Annotated in this window: 18 protein-coding genes and 1 pseudogene; 8 read left to right on the top strand and 11 right to left on the bottom strand. The window is 66.9% G+C overall.

The window, feature by feature from the left end:
• Position 1: 1 nt before the first annotated feature.
• Positions 2-511 (top strand): hypothetical protein, encoded by a 510-nt coding sequence (locus WKH79_RS04825; RefSeq protein ID WP_341859777.1) that lies wholly within the window; start codon positions 2-4, stop codon positions 509-511.
• A gap of 339 nt (positions 512-850) precedes the next feature.
• Here the strand turns inward: WKH79_RS04825 and WKH79_RS04820 are convergent, their stop codons facing one another.
• The 5 genes from WKH79_RS04820 to WKH79_RS04800 form a co-directional block, all read right to left on the bottom strand.
• Positions 851-1,189 carry a hypothetical protein gene (locus tag WKH79_RS04820; RefSeq protein ID WP_341859776.1) on the bottom strand — a complete coding sequence of 113 codons (339 nt, stop codon included), beginning with the start codon at positions 1,187-1,189 and terminating at the stop codon, positions 851-853.
• 144 nt (positions 1,190-1,333) lie between these two features.
• A complete protein-coding gene (locus tag WKH79_RS04815) occupies positions 1,334-1,792 on the bottom strand; it encodes a hypothetical protein (protein WP_341859775.1) in 459 nt (152 codons plus the stop codon).
• Positions 1,792-2,487 carry a hypothetical protein gene (locus WKH79_RS04810; RefSeq protein WP_341859774.1) on the bottom strand — a complete coding sequence of 232 codons (696 nt, stop codon included), beginning with the start codon at positions 2,485-2,487 and terminating at the stop codon, positions 1,792-1,794. Before WKH79_RS04810 ends, WKH79_RS04815 begins: the two co-directional genes overlap by 1 nt.
• Positions 2,488-2,534: 47 nt before the next feature.
• The gene (locus WKH79_RS04805; protein ID WP_341859773.1) at positions 2,535-3,800 is read right to left on the bottom strand and encodes a glutamate-5-semialdehyde dehydrogenase; all 1,266 of its coding nucleotides are present in this window, start codon (positions 3,798-3,800) and stop codon (positions 2,535-2,537) included.
• Positions 3,801-3,843: 43 nt separating this feature from the next.
• A complete protein-coding gene (locus WKH79_RS04800) occupies positions 3,844-4,611 on the bottom strand; it encodes a pyrroline-5-carboxylate reductase (RefSeq protein WP_255358297.1) in 768 nt (255 codons plus the stop codon).
• Between the two features lie 229 nt (positions 4,612-4,840).
• Between WKH79_RS04800 and proB the strand changes: the two genes are divergently transcribed.
• Both proB and WKH79_RS04790 read left to right on the top strand, forming a co-directional pair.
• Positions 4,841-5,989, top strand: a complete 1,149-nt coding sequence (gene proB, locus WKH79_RS04795; protein ID WP_050601142.1) for a glutamate 5-kinase — start codon at positions 4,841-4,843, stop codon at positions 5,987-5,989.
• Positions 5,990-6,076: 87 nt separating this feature from the next.
• Positions 6,077-6,880 carry an outer membrane protein assembly factor BamD gene (locus WKH79_RS04790; protein ID WP_063505241.1) on the top strand — a complete coding sequence of 268 codons (804 nt, stop codon included), beginning with the start codon at positions 6,077-6,079 and terminating at the stop codon, positions 6,878-6,880.
• Between the two features lie 6 nt (positions 6,881-6,886).
• Here the strand turns inward: WKH79_RS04790 and WKH79_RS04785 are convergent, their stop codons facing one another.
• Positions 6,887-8,044, bottom strand: a complete 1,158-nt coding sequence (locus tag WKH79_RS04785; protein WP_341859772.1) for a diguanylate cyclase — start codon at positions 8,042-8,044, stop codon at positions 6,887-6,889.
• 130 nt (positions 8,045-8,174) lie between these two features.
• Here WKH79_RS04785 and recN point away from each other — a divergent pair, with 130 nt between their 5' ends.
• The 3 genes and pseudogenes from recN to WKH79_RS04770 all read left to right on the top strand — a co-directional run bounded on the left by recN (position 8,175) and on the right by WKH79_RS04770 (position 12,518).
• Positions 8,175-9,839, top strand: coding sequence for a DNA repair protein RecN (recN, locus tag WKH79_RS04780; RefSeq protein WP_341859771.1), 1,665 nt, complete (start codon positions 8,175-8,177; stop codon positions 9,837-9,839).
• 1 nt (position 9,840) lies between these two features.
• Positions 9,841-12,025: pseudogene (ligA, locus tag WKH79_RS04775) on the top strand (NAD-dependent DNA ligase LigA).
• 1 nt (position 12,026) lies between these two features.
• A complete protein-coding gene (locus WKH79_RS04770; protein ID WP_341859770.1) occupies positions 12,027-12,518 on the top strand; it encodes a CinA family protein in 492 nt (163 codons plus the stop codon).
• Here the strand turns inward: WKH79_RS04770 and WKH79_RS04765 are convergent, their stop codons facing one another.
• Entirely contained in the window at positions 12,519-13,190 is a 672-nt protein-coding gene (locus WKH79_RS04765) for an SDR family oxidoreductase (RefSeq protein ID WP_160766708.1), read from the bottom strand. It lies immediately after the preceding gene.
• A 143-nt stretch (positions 13,191-13,333) separates the two neighbouring features.
• Between WKH79_RS04765 and WKH79_RS04760 the strand changes: the two genes are divergently transcribed.
• Both WKH79_RS04760 and WKH79_RS04755 read left to right on the top strand, forming a co-directional pair.
• Positions 13,334-14,803: an FAD-binding protein gene (locus WKH79_RS04760; protein WP_341859769.1), complete on the top strand. Its 1,470-nt coding sequence runs from the start codon at positions 13,334-13,336 to the stop codon at positions 14,801-14,803.
• 43 nt (positions 14,804-14,846) lie between these two features.
• Positions 14,847-15,947, top strand: coding sequence for a serine hydrolase (locus WKH79_RS04755; RefSeq protein WP_341859768.1), 1,101 nt, complete (start codon positions 14,847-14,849; stop codon positions 15,945-15,947).
• On the opposite strand, the gene WKH79_RS04750 is transcribed toward WKH79_RS04755, so the two are convergent.
• The 4 genes from WKH79_RS04750 to WKH79_RS04735 are packed head-to-tail and all read right to left on the bottom strand — an operon-like array spanning position 15,905 to position 19,142.
• Positions 15,905-16,660: a DUF2459 domain-containing protein gene (locus tag WKH79_RS04750; RefSeq protein WP_341859767.1), complete on the bottom strand. Its 756-nt coding sequence runs from the start codon at positions 16,658-16,660 to the stop codon at positions 15,905-15,907. The two genes, WKH79_RS04755 and WKH79_RS04750, sit on opposite strands and share 43 nt — an antisense overlap.
• On the bottom strand, positions 16,633-17,538 hold the full coding sequence (locus WKH79_RS04745; protein ID WP_341859766.1) for a 50S ribosomal protein L11 methyltransferase: 906 nt from the start codon (positions 17,536-17,538) through the stop codon (positions 16,633-16,635). Before WKH79_RS04745 ends, WKH79_RS04750 begins: the two co-directional genes overlap by 28 nt.
• The gene (gene blaECM / locus WKH79_RS04740) at positions 17,531-18,442 is read right to left on the bottom strand and encodes an ECM family subclass B3 metallo-beta-lactamase (RefSeq protein ID WP_341859765.1); all 912 of its coding nucleotides are present in this window, start codon (positions 18,440-18,442) and stop codon (positions 17,531-17,533) included. Before blaECM ends, WKH79_RS04745 begins: the two co-directional genes overlap by 8 nt.
• Complete coding sequence (locus tag WKH79_RS04735) at positions 18,432-19,142, bottom strand: SDR family oxidoreductase (protein WP_341859764.1); 711 nt, start codon at positions 19,140-19,142, stop codon at positions 18,432-18,434. Before WKH79_RS04735 ends, blaECM begins: the two co-directional genes overlap by 11 nt.
• Between the last annotated feature and the right edge of the window lie 6 nt (positions 19,143-19,148).

Below are 19,148 nucleotides of genomic sequence, written 5' to 3'. Positions count from 1 at the left end.
TATGCCCGACTGGATCGTCGCTGAGCGAGCTTATGATTTGCCCAGAAACATAGCTCTGCTCGATACGAACGTCCTTATTGCGCTCGCCAACCCGAGAGATGGCAACCATGCACATACGGTTGGGGCCTTGGATTTGGGAGAATACGCTTGGGCTGTTCCTCACGCGTGCCTTATAGAAGCCTGGAACATGCTCGTCGGGCGGGAGCGGCGGACAGACTTAGCTTATTGGCTAATGCAGTGGGTTTTAACACCGGGGAAGGTGATCCTCGTTGGCGATGCCATAGAGCCCGTGTCAGCAGCACATACCTATTCGCAGACATTCAAAATCGATTTGGTCGATGCGAGCCTAATCGAATTGGCGACACGAATTAGCCGAGAATGCGGGATGCATCCTGCAGTTCAGATTGCCACCTACGATACTGGAGACTTCGTTCGATTTTTTGGTCATGCTGAACTTAGCTTCAACGTGTACGACATGCTAAATACGTCTTCTACAGCCGATGCTGCATGAATGATGCCACATAGAATTCGCGGCATTTTGCTTAGAAGTATACTGCTTAAAGGCAACCCTCATCGATATGACACTAAACCCACAATTCCGCTGACCGCTCTAAATCTAGCGGATTAATCTTGCGGCGTGGAAAGAGGTGTTTTTGCCCATATACGCTTGGCTTTCGCCCCGCCTTCTGCTCCCGCACCCCCTTGGCAGGCCTTCGGTCATCTCAGCTTAGCCTCCATTCCGCTTGCGATAGCTTGGGCGGCGGGTCGAGCTTGCACTCGACTTTGCTTCGCGGGACTAGCGCGAGATTGGTAAGCTCCGCGAACCGCAAGGCATGCGGAAGGCAAACCCTCAATCCCACCCATCATCCTTGATCGACCGACAGCGAGGACCCGTGTCTTCGGACGGCTCCTCCGGCGCCTCACCCGCGCCCCTCTCCGGCGACGGTAACGGCATCGCCTTATCCACCTCGTCCCACTGCGCCTCGGGGTCCTGGTAGAGCTCGTGCTCGGGGTCGTCGTAGCAGAGGTAGCCTTCCTCGCGGTCGAGCGTTTCCAGCCGCCGGTATTCCTTCCACGCGGCGCGGGTGCGGGGGCTTAGCTGGGCGTACCAGTTCTCGTAGGACGCGTTCAGCTTGGTGTTGAGCGAGCGCAGCGTCTCGGCCTCTTCCTCGCCTGCGGCGGCGCTCACCGCTGAGGTCTTTCCAGGGTTCGAGTCTTTTGTTTGCGCCCTCAAACGCCGGGCGGGGCGCATCCGCGCCCCTTGGCTTCGCGGCATAAGCCGCGGCGCGCGGTCGCGCTTGCCTCGCCTTCGGCTCGGAGCCATCGCCGTATATCAAACCAAGCTCTCTCCCTCATCCTTGATCGACCGCCAACGCGCCTTCTTCGGAGGCTTTGGCTCGGAATCCTCCACCTCGCGATCGGCCGCATCGGGCGAGGGTGGGGGCATCGGCTCTTCCTTCACCTCCTCCCCGCGTTCCGCATACAGCGGATGCTCCGGGTCGTCGCTTGCTTTGTAGCCGCGCGCGATGTCTTCGTCGCGCAGGCGTTCGAATTCGGCGTAGGCGGCCAGCGTGCGCGGGCTTAGCTGCGCTTCCATCTGCTGGCGGAAGACCGCGACCTTGCGCGCGATGGAGGCGCGCACTTCGGCGGGGGAGGTGCGGCGCTGCTCCTTCTCCCACTGCCGCCGCCATTTCGCCTTGAGCCGCTTCTTCTCCATCCGCCCGATCGCGTTGAGCGCCTTGGGGCGGCCGCCTGCAAAGCGCTCGGGCGCGCGGTTGCGCAGCATGAACATCAGCAGCCGGTCGTTGTGCACGCGGCGGCTGCCGACGAGCTTGCCATAGGAATAGACCGGCACCTCGACCCGTTCAGCGCGCGGTCCATCGCGACATCCTCGATCCGCTGCATGCCGAGATCGAGCGCGGCCTGCCACGCGGCGCGGAAGCTGGCGGCCTCGGGGTGGCGGCGCAGGAGATAGGCGCCGACCTCGGCGCGGCCGACCTGGCGGCAGGCGCTGGCGACGCTGCCGGTGTCGGCCAGCGCCTCGATTAAGGCGCGCTGGACCTGCGGCTTCCACCCGTTCGACCGCTCCTTCGCGCGCGGGACGGGGATGAAGGCGGGCAGTGTGCCGCGCGCGCTCTGCGGGTGCTGGGTGGGGGCGGTGTCGGGGGTCGTGGTCGGCCATCTGCGGGGATGGAGCAGATTTGGCGCGAGTAGGAAAATCTGGGGGAGGGGGAGTCTTTGCTTTTCGAACCCGCATCCGCGGGTTCGTCCTCGGGGCTGTTCCTCCGTCGCTGCGCTCCTGCGGGCCCCTGCGGGCGGCCGGACGGCCTCGCCGTTCGCTGGTCGCGAACGGGACTTGCGCGTTACGATAGCGGCTCGCACTGGTTCCGAGCCGCAGGCGAGGCAAGGGCGGAAGCGTAGTCGAAGACGCAGCTGGCTGAAAGCCACCTGCACGCCCGCCCGCAGCGGGTGCAGCTTGCTGAACATCTAGCGAGGACGAACCCGCGGATGCGGGTTCGCAAAACCAAACCAGCTTACGGCCGCGTCTGCCCGTCGCCGTGGACGAGGTATTTAAAGCTGCACAGCTGTTCGAGCCCGACCGGGCCGCGGGCGTGCATCTTGCCAGTGGCGATGCCGATTTCCGCGCCCATGCCGAACTCGCCGCCATCGGCGAACTGCGTGCTGGCGTTGTGCATCACGATCGCGCTGTCGATGCTGGTCATGAACTTGCGCGCGGCGGCGTCGTCCTCGGTGATGATCGCATCGGTGTGGTGGCTCGAATGCTCTTCGACCCAGGCGATCGCCTCGTCGAGCCCGTCGACGATCTTCACGCTGGCGATGGGGTCGAGATATTCGGTGTGCCAGTCGTCCTCGGTGGCCTGCGTGAGGCGGCCGTCGATCGCCACGGCATCGGCATCGCCGCGCAATTCGCAATCGGCGCCCATCGTGTCGGCGAATTTGGGAATGAAGTCTACGGCCACAGCGCGGTCGACCACCACGCTCTCGGTCGCACCGCAGACGCCGGTGCGGCGCAGCTTGGCGTTGCGGATGACCTTGACCGCCTTGTCGAGATCGGCGGCGGCGTGGACGTAGCTGTGGCAATTGCCGTCGAGGTGGAGAAGGGTGGGGACGCTCGCCTGGTCGCGCACCAGCTCGACCAGCCCGCGCCCGCCGCGCGGGATCACCAGGTCGACGAATTCGTCCGCCTTGAGCAGCGCGGCGACCGCACCGCGATCGGTGGTGCCGACGGTCTGCACCGCGTCTTCGGGGAGTCCCGCCGCGGCGAGGCCGTTGCGCATGCATTCGACGATCACGCGGGTGGAATGGCGGCTTTCGCTGCCGCCGCGCAGGATCACCGCATTGCCCGACTTGAGGCACAGGGCGGAGGCGTCGGCGCCGACATTGGGGCGCGATTCGTAGATCATGCCGATAACCCCGATGGGCACGGCGACCCGCTCGATGGTGAGGCCGTTGGGGCGCTCGAAGCTGGCGAGCTGGCGGCCCACGGGATCGGGCAGTTCGGCGATCTCCTCGAGCGCGCCGGCCATGCCCTCGATCCGGTCCTCGGTCAGGCGGAGACGGTCGACGAAGCTCTCGGGCTTGCTGCCTTCGACGCCTTGCACGTCCTCGCCATTGGCTTCGAGCAGTTCGCCCATCCGGCTGCGCAGCGCCTTGGCGGCTTCGCGCAGCGCGTTGTTCTTCGCCTCGGTGCTGGCGGACAGCAGCGCGCGCGCGGCCTTGCGGGCGCGCTGGCCGAGGTCGTGGATATGGATCTGCGGGTCGGGGGTCTGGTCGGTCATAGGTTCTCTCGTATGCTTGCGTCGGGGCGGGAGGCGCCGGGTATCAGCGCAGCTCGACCGCGCGGTCGTAGGCTGCCTGCAGTGTATCATGCAGCCGGGTGGAAAGGCCACCATCGCCATTGAGCGCGTTCAGGCCCGCGGCGGTGGTGCCGCCCTTGCTGGTCACCGAATTGCGCAGTTCCTCGAGGCTGGGTGCGGCCGGTTCGCTGGCCATCGCGATCGCGCCGCCGATCGTGCCGAGCACCATGTCGCGCGCCTCGTCCTCGTCGAAACCCTGCGCCATCGCCGCTTCGGCATAGGCGCGCGCGATTTCGAAGACGTAGCCGGGGCCCGATCCGGCCACTGCGGTAACGCGGTCGAGCTTTTCCTCGCTGTCGACGGTGATCGTCGCACCCGCGCGGCGCATGAAGGCCTCGGCATGCGCGACATGGTCGCTGGTGGCATGCGGGCCGGGGCAGATCCCGCTCACGCCGCGGCCGATCGCCGCGGGGAGGTTGGGCATCGTGCGGATCACCGGCGCATCGCCCATCAGCTGCGACAGGCGTCCGGCGGAATAGCCCGCGGCAATCGACAGGACATAGCCGCCGGGGGCGAGATGGTCGGTATAGTCGGCGAGGATATCGTCGATCAGCTGCGGCTTTACCGCGGCAATCACGAGGTCGAAGCGCTGGTCGGCGATCGCGGCGCGGTCGGTCACCAGCGTAACGCCATCGGGAACTTCGCTACCCGCGGGATCGACGACAGTTATCGCTTCAGGGCCCTCGACCCACTGCGAAAGTAAAGCGGAACCCATCTTTCCGCATCCGACAATACAAACAGTTTTCGTAATGACTAAAATCCGTTTCCGAGCAATCGGGCTCTTGTGGTTTCTTGTACTTACTTGACTATAGAATATCCCGCGGTGCAGTACTTGCCTTTAACTTTGTCAGTTACCATGCTTTTCGCGACCGGCGGATATTCTCAAAATGTGGTTGTGCAGTGCACAAACGCTATCTATATTGCCGTTGAGAAATTTCAAGTCTGTGCAATAATTGAAGTCTATGGCAAAAAAACGAAACATCGTCGTCAAAATCGGTTCGGCCCTGCTGGCCAATCTTGAACTCCTTACACCGCGTTACGGTTTCCTCCAGCGCCTGCTGGAAGACGTCGCCCAGCTCCGCGCCGAAGGGACCAATGTGATCCTGTGCTCGTCGGGCTCGGTCGCCCTAGGGCTGCGCATCATCGGGGAAACGCCCGAAAGCGCGGGTGTTTCCGACAAGCAGGCCGCCGCCGCCTGCGGCATGCCGCTGCTGCTCAACGCCTACAAGCAGGTGGGGCATGAATTCGGCTTTGAAATCGCGCAGGTGCTGCTCACGCTCGGCGACTTCGAGGACCACCGCCGCTTCCTCAACACGCGCAACACGGTGCACCGCCTGCTCGAGGCCAATGTGGTCCCGATCGTGAACGAGAACGACACGATCACCACCGAAGAGATTCGCGTCGGCGACAACGACCGGCTGGCCGCCAAGGTGGCACAGATGGTCGGGGCAGACGATTTCATCATCCTCACCGGGGTCGACGGGCTGTACGATCGCAACCCCGATGAACCCGGCGCGCAGTTCATCCCCGAGGTCGACGACGTGAGCCAGTATATGGACGCGACCAAGGGCAAGAGCACGCTGGGCACCGGCGGCATGGAAACCAAGCTGCTGGCAGCGAACATGGCGCAGGAAGCGGGGGTCACCACCTGGATCGCGCAGGGCGAAGTCGATCACCCGGTCTCGAGCGTGCTGGCGCAAACGCGCCGGTCGACCAAGATCCTGCCGCATCCCAACCCGCTGTCGGGCTGGGACAGCTGGATCGCCAACCGCCTGCAGATGGCGGGCAGCCTGGTGATCTCGGATACGCTGGCAACCGCGCTCAGCGGCGATCGCCCGATCCGGCGCGAGGACGTGATCTCCATGACCGGCGATTTCAGCCGCGGCGACGTGCTGCATATCTACGACAGCAAGGGGATCGAGCGGGCACGCGGGCTGAGCGATTTCACTTCCGAAGAATTGCGCGTGCTGACCAGCAATCCCGATACGCAGGCGGAAAAGCTGCTCGGCTATCGCACTAAGGGCGAAGTGATCCGCAGCGCCAATCTGGTGATGCTGGAAAACCGCCACCTGCTGTGGGACGCACCCGAGGAAATCTCCGGTTCGGCCTGACGCCGGGCCGGGTCCGCGCACACGCGGGGGACAGCGGCGCGAACTTCACTTGGCGTTCATCGGCACGCTGGTTATAGGCTGCTTCCCATGACGACCCAGACCCGCTCTCCCAGCAAGCTCATCCTTGGCGCCGCCCTTGCGGGGGCGACGCTGCTCACCGCCGGATGTGCGGGCGGCGATGGAGGGCCGCGCGATACCGCCTATGTCGCACGCGACGTGGAAACGCTCTATTTCGAAGCCAAGCGCCGGCTCGACAACGGGCAAGCGGAAATGGCCGCTGCGCTGTTCGACGAGGTCGAGCGCCAGCATCCCTATTCGCCCTGGGCGCGCCGCGCGCAGCTGATGGGTTCGTTCAGCTATTACGTCGCCAAGGATTACAACAAGGCGATCCAGGCGGCGCAGCGCTTCCTGCAGATTCACCCGGGCAACAAGGACGCACCCTATGCGTTCTACCTCATCGCGCTCAGCTATTACGAGCAGATCAGCGACGTGCAGCGCGACCAGCGGATCACCGACCAGGCGCTGACCGCGCTGAACGAGATCAACCGCCGGTTCCCCAACAGCGATTACGCTGCCGACGCGCGGCTCAAGATCGACCTCGTGCGCGATCACCTGGCGGGCAAGGAAATGGAAATCGGCCGCCACTACGAACGGTCGGGCAAGTGGATTGCCGCGCAGATCCGTTTCCAGAACGTGGTCGACACCTATGAAACCACCAGCCATGCGCCCGAGGCGCTCTACCGGCTGACCGAAACCAGCCTGGCGCTGGGCGTTCCTGCCGAAGCGGTCAAATATGCCGCGGTGCTCGGGGCGAACTATCCCGGCACCGAATGGTACGAAAAGGCCTATGAACTGGTGCAGGACCATGCACCGGACGTCACCCCCGGCTGAGCCGGTTCAGGCCTGTCGCGCGGGCCGTGACGGGGTGCGCGCCTGCGCAGCGGCATCCTTTTCGAACGCCTCGACGCGGTCGCGGCCTTCATCTTTGGCGCGGTAGAGCGCACGGTCGGCCTGGCCGTAAAGCGCGGTCCAGTCTTCCGCCTGCGTGACCACTGCATCGGCCACCCCGATGCTGGCGGTGACCGCTTCGCCATGCGGCATTTCCGAAGTGCGGATTTCGCGCAGCAATTGCAGCGCCAGCGCCGGGTCGAGCGCATCGCTCCGGCTGAGCATGGCGAATTCCTCGCCCCCGAGCCGGGCCGCGCAGATATCCCCGCGCGCATGCGACAGCAGCACGGTGGCGATGGTCTGCAGCACACGGTCGCCCATATCGTGCCCGAAGCGGTCGTTGATCCGCTTGAAGCGGTCGATATCGATGACCATCAGCCGCAGCGACGCACCGCTGTCGGCGAAACCTTCGAACTGTTCGATCAGGGCACGGCGATTGGCCAGCCCGGTCAGCGGATCGCGCCGGGCAAGTTCGCCCGATTTGTGGCGTTCCTCCACCAAGCTTACCAGCAACTGCTGATGGCGTACCATCATCACCATCTGGAACCCCACCGCGATAAGGATCGACACCGCCAGCACGCGGTCCATCGTCGCGCCCGTTCCTGCCAGCACGCAGGCCACGGGCCCGAGTGTCACCAGCAGGACCGACATGGCGACGCTGCGCACTGCCATGAGGCAATAGCTCAGCATCAGTGCGCCCAGCGACATGATCGCCGGATAATAGAGCCGCACCTCCACCGGTGCGCTGGCCCAGCTGGCGACGCACCAGAGGCTGCCGAGCGCGGCGGCGAGCAGGCACAATTGCCACAGCGTGTCGATCGTCTTGCGCGCTTCCTCGGCAGTGGCCGAAGGGGCGAGCGGGCGCGCCACGCTGGCCAGCGCCAGCGCGCACAGCACGAAAATGGCAGCGGGCAATCCGTAGGCAACCAGCGGCCTCGCGCCCGGGCTGGCGCCCAGGACGACCATCGGCAGGCTGAAAATGAAACCGACGAACAAAAGCCGGGCCTGGCCGCGCATGTGGCGGGCGGTAAGCAGGGTGAAGTCGTCGCGCAGGTGCACGGGTATGTCCGGCCCGAGAAGACCGTTGCAGATGCGTTTCCAACTCACGCCTCCCTTCTATGCATCATTTGCTAACTCTGCGTTTACGGCGGCGGATGCGTGCGATTGCGGCAAGCTTGTCGATTGCCGGCGATGCGCTACTGACTCGGGTTTCGGCATTGGCTAGGAGGGAGGCCGAATGCTGACCCGCCTCTCCATCCGCAACATCGTGCTGATCGAAGCGCTCGACCTGACCTTCGGGCGGGGACTGGGCGTGCTGACGGGCGAAACCGGGGCGGGCAAGTCGATCCTGCTCGACGCGCTGGGGCTGGTGCTGGGCAATCGCGCCGACAGCGGACTGGTGCGGGGCGGCACCGACAAGGCCAGCGTTTCGGCCAGTTTCGAATTCGCCGCGCTGCCGCAGGGGCTGGCCGAGCGGCTCGACGATGCGGATATCGAGGTCGAGGACGGCGAACCGCTGATCGTGCGCCGGCAGCTCAGGCCCGACGGCAAGAGCAAGGCCTTCGTCAACGACCAGCCGGTCAGCGTGGGCCTGCTGCGCGAAATGGCGGGTTTCCTCGTCGAACTGCACGGCCAGCACGACGACCGCGGCCTGGTCAATCCGCGCGGCCACCGCACGCTGCTCGATCGCTTTGCCGGTGTCGATGGTGCGCAGCTCGCAGCCGCCTGGCGCGCGTGGCGCAGCGCCGACGAGGCGCTGGGCGAGGCGCGGCTCGCGGTGGAAACCGCCAAGGCCGACCAGGACCTGCTGCTTGCGCATCTGGCCGAACTGACCGCGCTCGAACCGCAGGCGGGCGAGGAAGCGCGGCTCGCCGCGGCGCGCACCGATATGCAGAAGGGCGAGAAACTGTCGGGCGATCTCGAGGAATTGCGGCACCTGTGGGAAGGCTCGGATTCGCCGCTCGCATCGCTGCGCGTGGCGGCGCGGCGGCTCGACCGCATCGCGCCCGAACACCCGCTGCTGGCCGAGGCGCTGGGCGCGCTCGACCGGGCGGTGATCGAAGCGGGCGAGGCGGAGGAAAAGCTGCAGGCCGCGGCCGAGGCGCTGGTCCACGACCCTGCCGCGCTCGATGCCGCCGAAACCCGGCTGTTCGAACTGCGCGCGCTGGCGCGCAAGCACCGCTGCGAGGTCGACGAACTGCCCGAACTGATGCGCACGATGCGCGGCCAGCTCGACAGCATCGAGGGGAGCGAGGCGCAGCTCGACGCGCTCGAGGCCGCGGCGAAGGAGGCGGGGCAGCGTTACCGCGCGGAAGCGCAGGCGCTGCACGACCGGCGCGTTGCCGCGGCGCTGCGGCTCGACGAGGCGGTGGCGCGCGAACTGGCGCCGCTCAAGCTCGACGCGGCCCGCTTCCGCACTGCGGTCACGCCGCTGCCCAAAGACAAGTGGGGCGCGGGCGGCACCGACGCGGTCGAATTCCTCATCGCGACCAATCCGGGCGCCGATTTCGCGCCGCTGACCAAGATCGCCAGCGGCGGCGAACTGTCGCGCTTCATCCTCGCGCTCAAGGTCGCGCTGGCCGAGCAGGGCGGCGCGGCGACGGTGATCTTCGACGAGATCGACCGCGGGGTTGGCGGTGCGGTGGCCTCCGCGATCGGCGAACGGCTGGCGCGGCTTTCCGCCGACGGGCAATTGCTCGCGGTGACGCACAGCCCGCAGGTCGCCGCGCGCGGGCGCATGCATTACATGATCGCCAAGTCGAGCGACGGGACGGTGACCAAGACCGGCGTCGCGCTGCTCGACCCCGCCGGCCGCCAGGAAGAAATCGCGCGGATGCTCAGCGGCGCGGAAGTCACCCCAGAGGCGCGAGCGCAGGCGGATCGGCTGCTGGAGGGGGCGTAACATGGCAGTCGACGTCACCGAGGCCGAAGCCGCCAATGAATTGATGCGGCTGGCGAAGCAGATCGCGAAGCACGACCGGCTCTACCATGCCGAAGACGCGCCCGAGATCAGCGATCCGGAATATGACGCGCTGGTGCGGCGCAATGCCGCGCTGGAGGCGGCGTTTCCGCACCTCGTGCGCGAGGATCTCGCCCAGCCGCAAGGTTGGGCACACGGCCACCGCCTCGCCGCTGAGCAAGGTGACGCACGAGGTTCGCATGATGAGCCTCGACAATGCCTTCAACGCCGAAGAGGTCGAGGAATGGGTCGCGCGCGTGCGGCGGTTCCTGTCGCTGTCGGATGGCGATCCGGTGGCCTTCACCGCCGAGGACAAGATCGACGGGCTGTCGTGTTCGCTGCGTTACGAGAAGGGCAAGCTGGTGCGCGCAGCGACGCGCGGCGACGGGCAGGTGGGCGAGGATGTGACGCCCAATGTCGCGCATATCGCCGACATCCCGCAGCAATTGCCCGGCGATGCGCCCGAGGTGTTCGAGATCCGCGGCGAGGTCTATATGGGGCGCGCCGACTTCGAGGCGCTCAACGCGCGGTTGATGGATGACGCGCGCGCTGCGGCGGAGGAAAAGGGCGAGGAGCTCGACCTGGCCAAGGTCCGCCAGTTCGCCAACCCGCGCAATGCGGCGGCGGGATCGCTGCGGCAGAAGGACGCCGAGGTCACCGCGCAGCGCCCGCTCAAGTTCTGGGCGCATGGCTGGGGTGCGGCTTCCGACGTGCCGGGCGGCACGCAGGAAGAGGTGGTCCGCGTGATCGAGCGCTGGGGCGTGCCCGTCTCGCCGCTGTTCGCGCGGTTCGACAATGCCGCAGCGATCCTCGCGCATTACGAGACCATCGCCGCGGCGCGGCCCGACCTGCCCTATGAAATCGACGGCGTGGTCTACAAGGTCGACCGGCTCGACTACCAGCAACGGCTCGGCTTCGTCGCCAAGGCGCCGCGCTGGGCGCTGGCGCACAAGTTCCCCGCCGAACAGGCCGAGACCACGCTCGAGAGCATCGATATCCAGGTCGGGCGGACGGGCAAGCTGACCCCGGTCGGGCGGCTCGCGCCGGTCCTCGTCGGCGGAGTGACCGTGACCAATGTCACGCTGCACAATCGCGACGAGATCGCGCGGCTGGGCGTGCGGCCGGGCGATCGCGTGGTGGTCCAGCGTGCGGGCGATGTTATTCCACAGCTTGTGGATAACCTCACGCCCGAGGTGGAGCGCGATCCCTTCCACTTCCCCGACCATTGCCCCGAATGCGGCAGCGAGGCGGTGGCGGAAGAGGGCGAGGTCGACGTGCGCTGCACAGGCGGTCTGATATGTCCCGCACAACGCACGGAAAGGCTTAAGCATTTCGTCAGCCGCGGCGCACTCGACATCGACGGGCTGGGCGAGAAGACGATCGACCAGTTCTTCGCGCTCGGCTGGCTCGAAAGCCCCGCCGACATCTTCCGCCTGAAGCAGCGGCGCGCGGACATTCTCGCGCTCGACGGGTGGAAGGAGCGCTCTGTGGATAATCTGTTGGAATCTGTGGAAGCGCGCCGTGAACCCGATGCCGCGCGGCTGCTGTTCGGGCTGGGGATCCGCCATGTCGGCGCGGTCACCGCGCGCGACCTGATGAAGGGGTTGGGCGATATCCGCCTGCTGCCCGGAAAGGCCGCTGAGTTCCGCACCTATTGCCTCGAACACCCGCGCGCCGAGGGCGAGAAGGAAAGCCCGTTCAAAACGCGCATGGTCGAGGCGGTGAAACGCATTTTCGAAGTCCGCACCGACGGGATCGGCACTGCGGTGGGCCATGCACTGGCCGACTTCTTCCATGAAGAGCACAACCGTAGCGTGTGGAACGATTTGATCGGCGAGGCACCGGGCGAAGGGGTGGTCGAGCCCCAGCGCTACGAGGTCGAGACACGCGACAGCCCGGTCAGCGGCAAGACGGTGGTCTTCACTGGCAAGCTCGAGACGATGAGCCGCGATGAGGCCAAGGCGCAGGCCGAACGGCTTGGTGCCAAGGCCAGCGGCTCGGTCAGCGCCAAGACCGATCTGCTGGTCGCGGGGCCGGGTGCGGGCAGCAAGCTGAAGAAGGCAGCCGAACTCGGGATCGAGGTGGTGGACGAAGCCGGTTGGGCCGAAATCGTCAAGGCGGCCGGCTGACATGCTCGAGCAGACCCACGAACAGGCGCTGCGCATTGCCGATCTACTGCGCCAGCGCGGCGAGAAGGTCGCGGTGGCCGACGGCGCGACCGGCGGGCTGGTTGCGGCTTCGCTGCTGACCGTGCCCGGCGCACTCGACTTCTTCGTCGGGGGCGGGGTGGTCTATTCCTTCCGCGCGCGCGACATATTGTTCGACCTGCCGCGTGACGCCTATGCCGGCATGACCGGCGCGAGCGAGGAATATGCGCTGTTACAGGCGCGCGCGATCCGCGACAATTTCGGCGCGCAATGGGGACTGGCGGAAAGTGGTTCGGTCGGCGGGTCGAGCCATCCCAGCGGTGCGCCCGCGGGGCGCAGCTGCGCGGCGGTGGTCGGGCCCGGCGGGTTCGAATTCACCCGCCGGACCGAGACCGGCAGCGAGGACCGGATCGCAAATATGGAAGCCTTTGCGCGCGCCGCGCTGGCGACGCTGGAAGAGGCGCTGCAGCGCTGATCAGCCGGTCGGCATGATGTGAATTTCGCGCACTGCGGCGGTTTCGGGCTGCGAGATGGCGAAGATGACCGCATTCGCGACATCGCCGGGCTGGATCTTGTCGGGCTTGGGTTCGTCGAAGAACGGCGTGTCGACCATGCCCGGTGAAATGACCGTGCAGCGGCCGCCCCATTCGCGCATTTCTTCGGCGAGGTTCCCGGCAAGACCGTGGACGAACCACTTGGTCGCGCCATAGACCGACCCCTTGAGGTGATCGCGCCCCGCCTTCGATCCGGTGACCACGAAATGCCCCTTGGTCTTGCGCAGATGCGGCAGGGTCGCATGCGCGGTGGACAGCACGGCCATCACGTTGAGCTGGATCATCTCGTCCCATTCGGCCGGAACGCCCTGTTCGATACCCGGGCTGGACACGCCCTTGCCGGCGTTGGCGAAGACCGCGTCGAGCCCGCCGAAATGGTCGACGGCCCTGTCCACTGCCGCATTCAGCGCGGCGCGGTCGGTCACGTCGCAGGGCAGCGCCAGCGCACGCTCGCCGATCTCGCCGGCGAGGCTGTCCAGTTCGTCTTGTGAACGGGCGAGCAGGGCGACCTGCCATCCGGCCTCGGCGGCGGCGCGGGCGGTGGCTGCTCCGATACCGGTCGATGCGCCGGTGATAAGCAAGGTCTGGGTCATGGTGTCTCCTGAAAAGAGGTTTGTCCTGAGAGCGTATCGCTGCTGCCAAGGTTCCACCGCTGCGCCGTCGATGTCGTTCCTGTCCTCGCTTCGCGGGCCGAAATCCATTATGCTGCCTGCGGGTGCAAGGCAGGGGGCAGGTCTTGATCAGGAAATATTTGCGTACGCGCCGCGAACGTGCGGCCGACCGGCGGGCGATCGGCACCGATGGCAAGCGCTGGGTCCGCTCGTGGATCAACGTCTATCGCTGCGAAACCGAAGCGCGCGTTCCGCACGATGAAACCGCATTGGCCAAGCTGGTGAGCGAAGGCCGCTACAGTTGCGTGGGCCAGTCGCATTCCTACAACGGGGTCCAGGTAGTCCCCGGCGTCACCGCGATGATGATGCGCGAAGGCGGGATCAAGACGCTGTCTTACGATCCTGCCAGTGAAACCGTGCGCGTGGGCGCTTCGGTTTCGGTGCGCGATCTCAAGCTGTTCCTGCGCGACGAGCACGGGCGCGGCTTGCACAATTCGGGCAATTACATGGAACAGTCGGTGGTCGGCGCGCTGGCCACGGGCACGCATGGCTTCGGTCCGCGCGCGGTGATGGCGGACAGCGTGGTCGAACTGACCTTCCTCGACGGGAAGGGGCAGCGCGTCACGCTGCGGCGCGGCGATCCCGAATTCGCCTATGTGGCGCTTTCCTTCGGCACGATCGCGCCGATCGTGGAGCTGGTGCTGGAGACCAAGCCGCTCGAATCCTACATTTCGGTCAGTTCGATGAGCCGACTGTCGAAGCTGGACGAGCTGCGCCAGGGCGGGATCGCGGTCAATTGGGCGGTAATGCCCTATACCGATCCGGACGATCCGGTGGTGATGACCCACGTCCTTGCCGAATGCGCCGACGAGAAGGTCGTGGTCGCGCATCCCAAGGCCAGCGGCAGCGGCAAGTTCGCCGCATGGTTCCTGCGCCATTATTACAAGCTCGATCGGTTCCTTCCCCGGCTGCGGCGGCCGATGCAGCGCTTCATCGACTGGCTCGACCTCGAGCAGAGCGAACGCGTGATCACCGATCCGGGCGATCTCGACTATCTTTACGATCCCAAGCCCGGGCTGAAGGAAAACCGCGCGCCCAGCATCACCCGCGGGCTGTTTTCGACCACTTACACCGGATACAATCTGGCCTTCTTCGTCCCACTCGAACGCGCCCCTGCGGTGGTCAAGTTCATCATCCGCGAAGCCGATGCGCTGCGCGACCTGGGTTTCTTCCTCAAGGGCATCATCTCGGTGCGCGAATTGCCGGGGGTGGCGGAGCCGGTCTTCGCGGCCAATGCGCGGCGGCCGATGGCGGCGATCGACCTGTTCGCCGACCCGCGCGACTATGCCTGGCTCGAACGGCTGCAGCGGCTGGTGATGCGCTATGAAGTCGATACGCGCCCGCATTTCGGCAAGAGCGCGCTGGGGCCGCAATTCCGCAGTTCGCTGGGGCTCGATCATCTCGACCAGCTGATGCGGATCTACGAACGCTATTTCCCCGAAGGCAATCTGATGTTCTCCGAGCGCGTGCGCGCGATGTTCGATGTCGGCCGCCCGCTGCCTGGCGAAGCCGCAGCGGATGCCGGGCTGGTCTAGCGAAAGCTTCGGAAACCAGCGCGCTGCAGCGCGTTGAGGAAGAGTGACGCTTCCCTTCCGTTTCCTGCTCGTTGCGATCCCGGTGCTGCTGCTGGCGCTGCTGGTCGTGTGGCTTCCGCACCTGCAGGCGCCCGCCGATCCGCTGGTCGAACAGGCCAGCGAAGCGGTGGAAGCGCCGCCGCTGACGCCAGAACAGGCCGCGCTCGACCGCGCGATCAGCCGGATCGGCGGGACTTTCGATGGCCATGTCGGGATCGCGGTGCGTGATCTTGCCGCGCGGCGCACTTTGCATTTCAACGGGCTGGAGCAGTTCCCGCAGCAGAGCGTGAGCAAGCTATGGGTCGCGCTGACCGCGCTCGACGAGGTCGATGCAGGCCGGCTCGACCTTGGCGAAATGGTCCGCATCCGTCCTGGCGACCTGACCGTTTTCCACCAGCCGATCCGCGATATCGTCCGCCGCGACGGCAGCTTTTCGGCCGATTACGCCGAGCTGGTCGAACGCGCGATCACGCAGAGCGACAACACTGCCAACGACCGCATCCTGCGGCGCGTCGGCGGGCCTGCGGCGGTGCAGGATTTCCTCGACACGCATGGCCTGTCGAGCATCCGGTTCGGCACTGACGAGCGCAGGAAGCAGAGCACCATTGCGGGGCTCGAATGGCGGCAGGACTATGCGCAGGGACCCGCCTTCTTCGAGGCGCGCGACGAGGTTTCGCCCGCCGTGCGGCGCAGCGCGTTCGAGGCCTATCTCGCCGACCCGCTGGACGGGGCGCCGCCGGTGGCAGTGGTCGGCGCGCTGGCGAAGCTGCATCGCGGCGAATTGCTCTCGCCCGGCTCGACCAGCCTGCTGCTGGGTACGCTTGCGCGCACGCGCAGCGGACCGCAGCGGCTCAAGGCCGGGGCGCCGGAGGACTGGACCGTGCGGCACAAGACCGGGACCGGGCAATTCTACGACGGCGAACAGTCGGGCTATAACGATATCGGGCTGATCACCTCGCCCGCGGGCCGCACCTATGCGGTCGCGGTGATGATCGCCCGCACGCGCGAGCCGACACCGGTACGGATGGAGATGATGCGGGAGGTCGTGCGCGCGGTCGTGCGCTATGACGAAGCCTTGTCCGCCGCTACGCCGGACGCTGGCTGACCCGTCGCCGCGGGCTCGGGCACCCATTTCATCACGCCGCCGGCCAGCGGGGTCCAGCGCCCCATCGCAATTCCCGCATGCGCCAGCGTATCGCCGACCCACTGGTTGCAGGTGTTCGCCAGCGTGTAGCGTCCGGTGGCATCGTAATTGCGCGCGCCTTCCTCAAAGCTGTCGTAGGTGTCGCGCGTTTCGCCCGGTGCGAGCGGCGGCAACGCGGCTTCGACGCGCTCGACGAGGCGGGCGTATTCGGCCGGGCGCAGCGTCAGCGGGCGGTGGTATTCGGACGGCGCGGGGCGCACGTAATGGCCCACGCGAACGAGCCCCTCGCCACCGCGCAGAGCGATCCGCAGCGCGGTGGCGGGTTTGAGGTCGCTCCACGTAGGGGTGCTCAGGAAAACCTCCTTCTCGCCCCAGCCGATCGCGACATGCGTGGGCAGCTGCCCGTCGGCGCGCGGCAGGCCGGCGGAAGGGAAGGTCGCGCGCCAGTCCTTCACTGGGCTGATCACGGGCATCACGATGCCGGTGTGGATGCCGTTGGTTTCAACCATGATGGTGACGCCCTCGGCCGGTTCGGTCCAGTCCGGATTGCGCGGCAGGCTGCTGCCGATCCATGCCGCGAGCAGGAACAGCGCGAGCGCGGCGCAGGGCAGGGCGAGCAGCCCTGCAAGCCAGCGCCGCCAGCGCGTCACCGCACGCGGCTCTTGCGCAGCCACAGGATCGACCAGTCGCCGCACACCAGCCGCCGCGCGAGGCGGAAACCCTGTGCGCGGTAGGCGCGGCGCACGCGCGCTTCCTGCGTCTCGAGCAGCCCCGCCAGCAGCAAATTGCCTCCCGGCGCGGTGGCGGCGGCAAAGGCGGGCGCCAGTTCGACCAGCGGCCCGGCGAGGATGTTGGCGATGAACAGGTCGTAGGGCCCGCGCAGCCGCAGCAACGGGTCCGCCATCCCGTCGGCGATGACCATCGTCAGCTGGCCCGGACCGCCGCCTTCGGCAATCGCATTGCACGCCATGTTGTCGCGCACCACGCCCGCGCAGACCGGGTCGATATCCGACGCGGTGGCGCGCGCGCCGGGCCAGAGATGGAGCGCGGCGAAGGCCAGCAGCCCGGTACCGGTGCCGATATCGGCATGGTTGCGTGCGGTCACGCCCGCGCGCTTCATCAGGTCGAGCATGGCAAGACAGCCGGCGGTGGTCTGGTGCTGGCCGGTGCCGAAGGCCTGGCTTGCGGGGATGACGAAATCGACGAGGCCGGGATCGGCCGGGTGCTCGGGCGTGCGGACGTGGAAGCGGCCCGCGCGGATCGGTTCGACGCCCTTCTGGCTTTCGGTCACCCAGTCGGTCGCGGGCAGCTTTTCCGCCGTCAGCCGCGGCGGCGTGCCGGCGAACAGCGCCGCGACGCGCTGCAAATCGTCCGGCCCCGGCTCGCGGTCGAGATAGACTTCGACCGTCCAGTCGTCGGGCAGGTGGTCGGCGACTTCCATGCCGGTCACGACCCATTCGGCCGGCCAGTCGAGCGCTTCCTCATGCGCGACGAGCGCGGCCCGCGCTTCCGTTTTCGACACTTCGGCGACGATCTTCCAGGCGTCAGCCATCCGCTTCCTCCGCCAGTCGCGCATCGAGCCGGGCCTCGGCGGCATCGGCATAGGCGGCGCAGCTCATCCCGCCGACCAGCGTTCCGCTCGCCGCGCGCGCGACCATCTCGCTCGCGGAGGGGTGCGGGGTCAGCAGCAGGTCGCAGGCGGTTTCGCGCAGCCGCTGCAATCCGGCGCGGAACGCGGCGACATAGGCGGGATGGTCGGCAAAGCGGTATCCTTCGCGGCTGATCGCGGAGAGCGAGTCGGCATAGACCATGTCGAGGCAGTCGCCCGCCGCGTCGCATGAGCGCCATGTCCAGCTCAGCGCGCCGGGCGTGTGCCCCGGCGTGGCGATCGCGGTGAGCGTGGCGGTTTCGCTGCGCACCGTCTCGCCGCCGCGGACCAGCACGTCGACTGCCACCGGCGCCATCGGTTCGTGCAGTCCGTATTGCGGGTCTTCGGCAATGCTCAGGCCGCTGCGCAGCGCAGGCGCGGCAGCGGGCGAGGCGACGACATGCGCGCCGCTGGCTTGCTTGACGCGCGCATGACCGCCGGTGTGGTCGAAATGTTCGTGGCTGTGCAGCAGGCTGGCGATCTCGTCGGGGCGGAAACCGAGCTTGCCGATGTTGTCGAGCACCACTTCGGCGCCCGCCTCGGTCCCGCTGTCGATCAGCAGGTGTCCGGCCGGCCCCGCGACGAGGATCGCCGAGATGCCGCAAGTGCCGACATAATAGGTCGAGCCGTGGATGCGGTAGGGCGCGGCGGGCTTGTCCCAATCGTCCCATGGCTCGCAACCGGCAGCCCATTGCTGCGGCGTAACCTGCTCGGGCGCGGGCAGGTCGGGACGGGACTGGATCGGCGGTGCGCAGCCGGCGAGGCACGCGGCCGCAAGCGCGAGGCCGGCTCCGGTTCTAGCGGACATAGCTGGCGCCGTTCGCATCGAGCGTGGCGCCGGTCATGCTGGCAGGTGCATCGAGCGCGCAGAACGCGATCAGCGTCGCGATCTCTTCGGGTTCGGCGACGCGGCCCAGCGGGATATCCGCCAGCAGGCCGGGCCCGCCGCGGCTTTCGAGGTAATCGCCCGCCATCGCGGTGTCGGTGAAGCCGGGAGTGATCGCGAAGCTGAGAATGCCTTCGCCGGCATAGGCGCGGGCGATGGTCTTGTGCATCGCCAGCATCCCGCCCTTGGCCGCGGCATAATGCCAGTGCGCCGGCGAATCGCCGCGGTGGCCCGCCCGGCTGGCGACATGGACGATGCGGCCCGCAACGCCGCGTTCCTGCCAGTGGCGCACCGCGAAGCGGCTGAGCTGCGCGGCGGCGGTGAGATTGATCCGGAGCGTGTCTTCCCAGGCATCGAGCCAGGCGATGTCCGACCGGTCGAGCGGGCTGGGATCGAACAGGCCGGCGTTGTTGACCAGCACGTCGATGCTGCTGCCGGCGCGCGCCAGCGCGGTTTGCCACAATTCCTGCGGCGCGCCCGGTTCGCAGAAATCGGCGGCGACCATATCGGTCGAATCGGCCTTGGTGGCCTGGCCGACCACGCGCGCACCGCGCGCTTCCAGCGCCCGTTTGGCGGCGGCGCCGATCCCGCGGCTTGCGCCGGTAAGTAGAATGCATGTCATGCAAAC

Source organism: Qipengyuania sp. GPGPB31, assembly GCF_038396345.1.
Classification (GTDB): domain Bacteria; phylum Pseudomonadota; class Alphaproteobacteria; order Sphingomonadales; family Sphingomonadaceae; genus Qipengyuania; species Qipengyuania citrea.
Note: the sequence above shows the minus strand (reverse complement) of the source record. Positions and strands in the feature narration are given on the sequence as shown.

Excerpts from the sequence above, each read along its gene's own strand:
- WKH79_RS04825 (WP_341859777.1), top strand. The coding sequence starts at position 2 with ATGCCCGACTGGATCGTCGCTGAGCGAGCTTATGATTTGCCCAGAAAC.
- WKH79_RS04815 (WP_341859775.1), bottom strand. The coding sequence starts at position 1,792 with ATGTTCATGCTGCGCAACCGCGCGCCCGAGCGCTTTGCAGGCGGCCGC.
- WKH79_RS04810 (WP_341859774.1), bottom strand. The coding sequence starts at position 2,487 with ATGTTCAGCAAGCTGCACCCGCTGCGGGCGGGCGTGCAGGTGGCTTTC.
- WKH79_RS04805 (WP_341859773.1), bottom strand. The coding sequence starts at position 3,800 with ATGACCGACCAGACCCCCGACCCGCAGATCCATATCCACGACCTCGGC.
- proB (WP_050601142.1), top strand. The coding sequence starts at position 4,841 with ATGGCAAAAAAACGAAACATCGTCGTCAAAATCGGTTCGGCCCTGCTG.
- WKH79_RS04790 (WP_063505241.1), top strand. The coding sequence starts at position 6,077 with ATGACGACCCAGACCCGCTCTCCCAGCAAGCTCATCCTTGGCGCCGCC.
- recN (WP_341859771.1), top strand. The coding sequence starts at position 8,175 with ATGCTGACCCGCCTCTCCATCCGCAACATCGTGCTGATCGAAGCGCTC.
- WKH79_RS04770 (WP_341859770.1), top strand. The coding sequence starts at position 12,027 with ATGCTCGAGCAGACCCACGAACAGGCGCTGCGCATTGCCGATCTACTG.
- WKH79_RS04765 (WP_160766708.1), bottom strand. The coding sequence starts at position 13,190 with ATGACCCAGACCTTGCTTATCACCGGCGCATCGACCGGTATCGGAGCA.
- WKH79_RS04745 (WP_341859766.1), bottom strand. The coding sequence starts at position 17,538 with ATGGCTGACGCCTGGAAGATCGTCGCCGAAGTGTCGAAAACGGAAGCG.
- blaECM (WP_341859765.1), bottom strand. The coding sequence starts at position 18,442 with ATGTCCGCTAGAACCGGAGCCGGCCTCGCGCTTGCGGCCGCGTGCCTC.
- WKH79_RS04735 (WP_341859764.1), bottom strand. The coding sequence starts at position 19,142 with ATGACATGCATTCTACTTACCGGCGCAAGCCGCGGGATCGGCGCCGCC.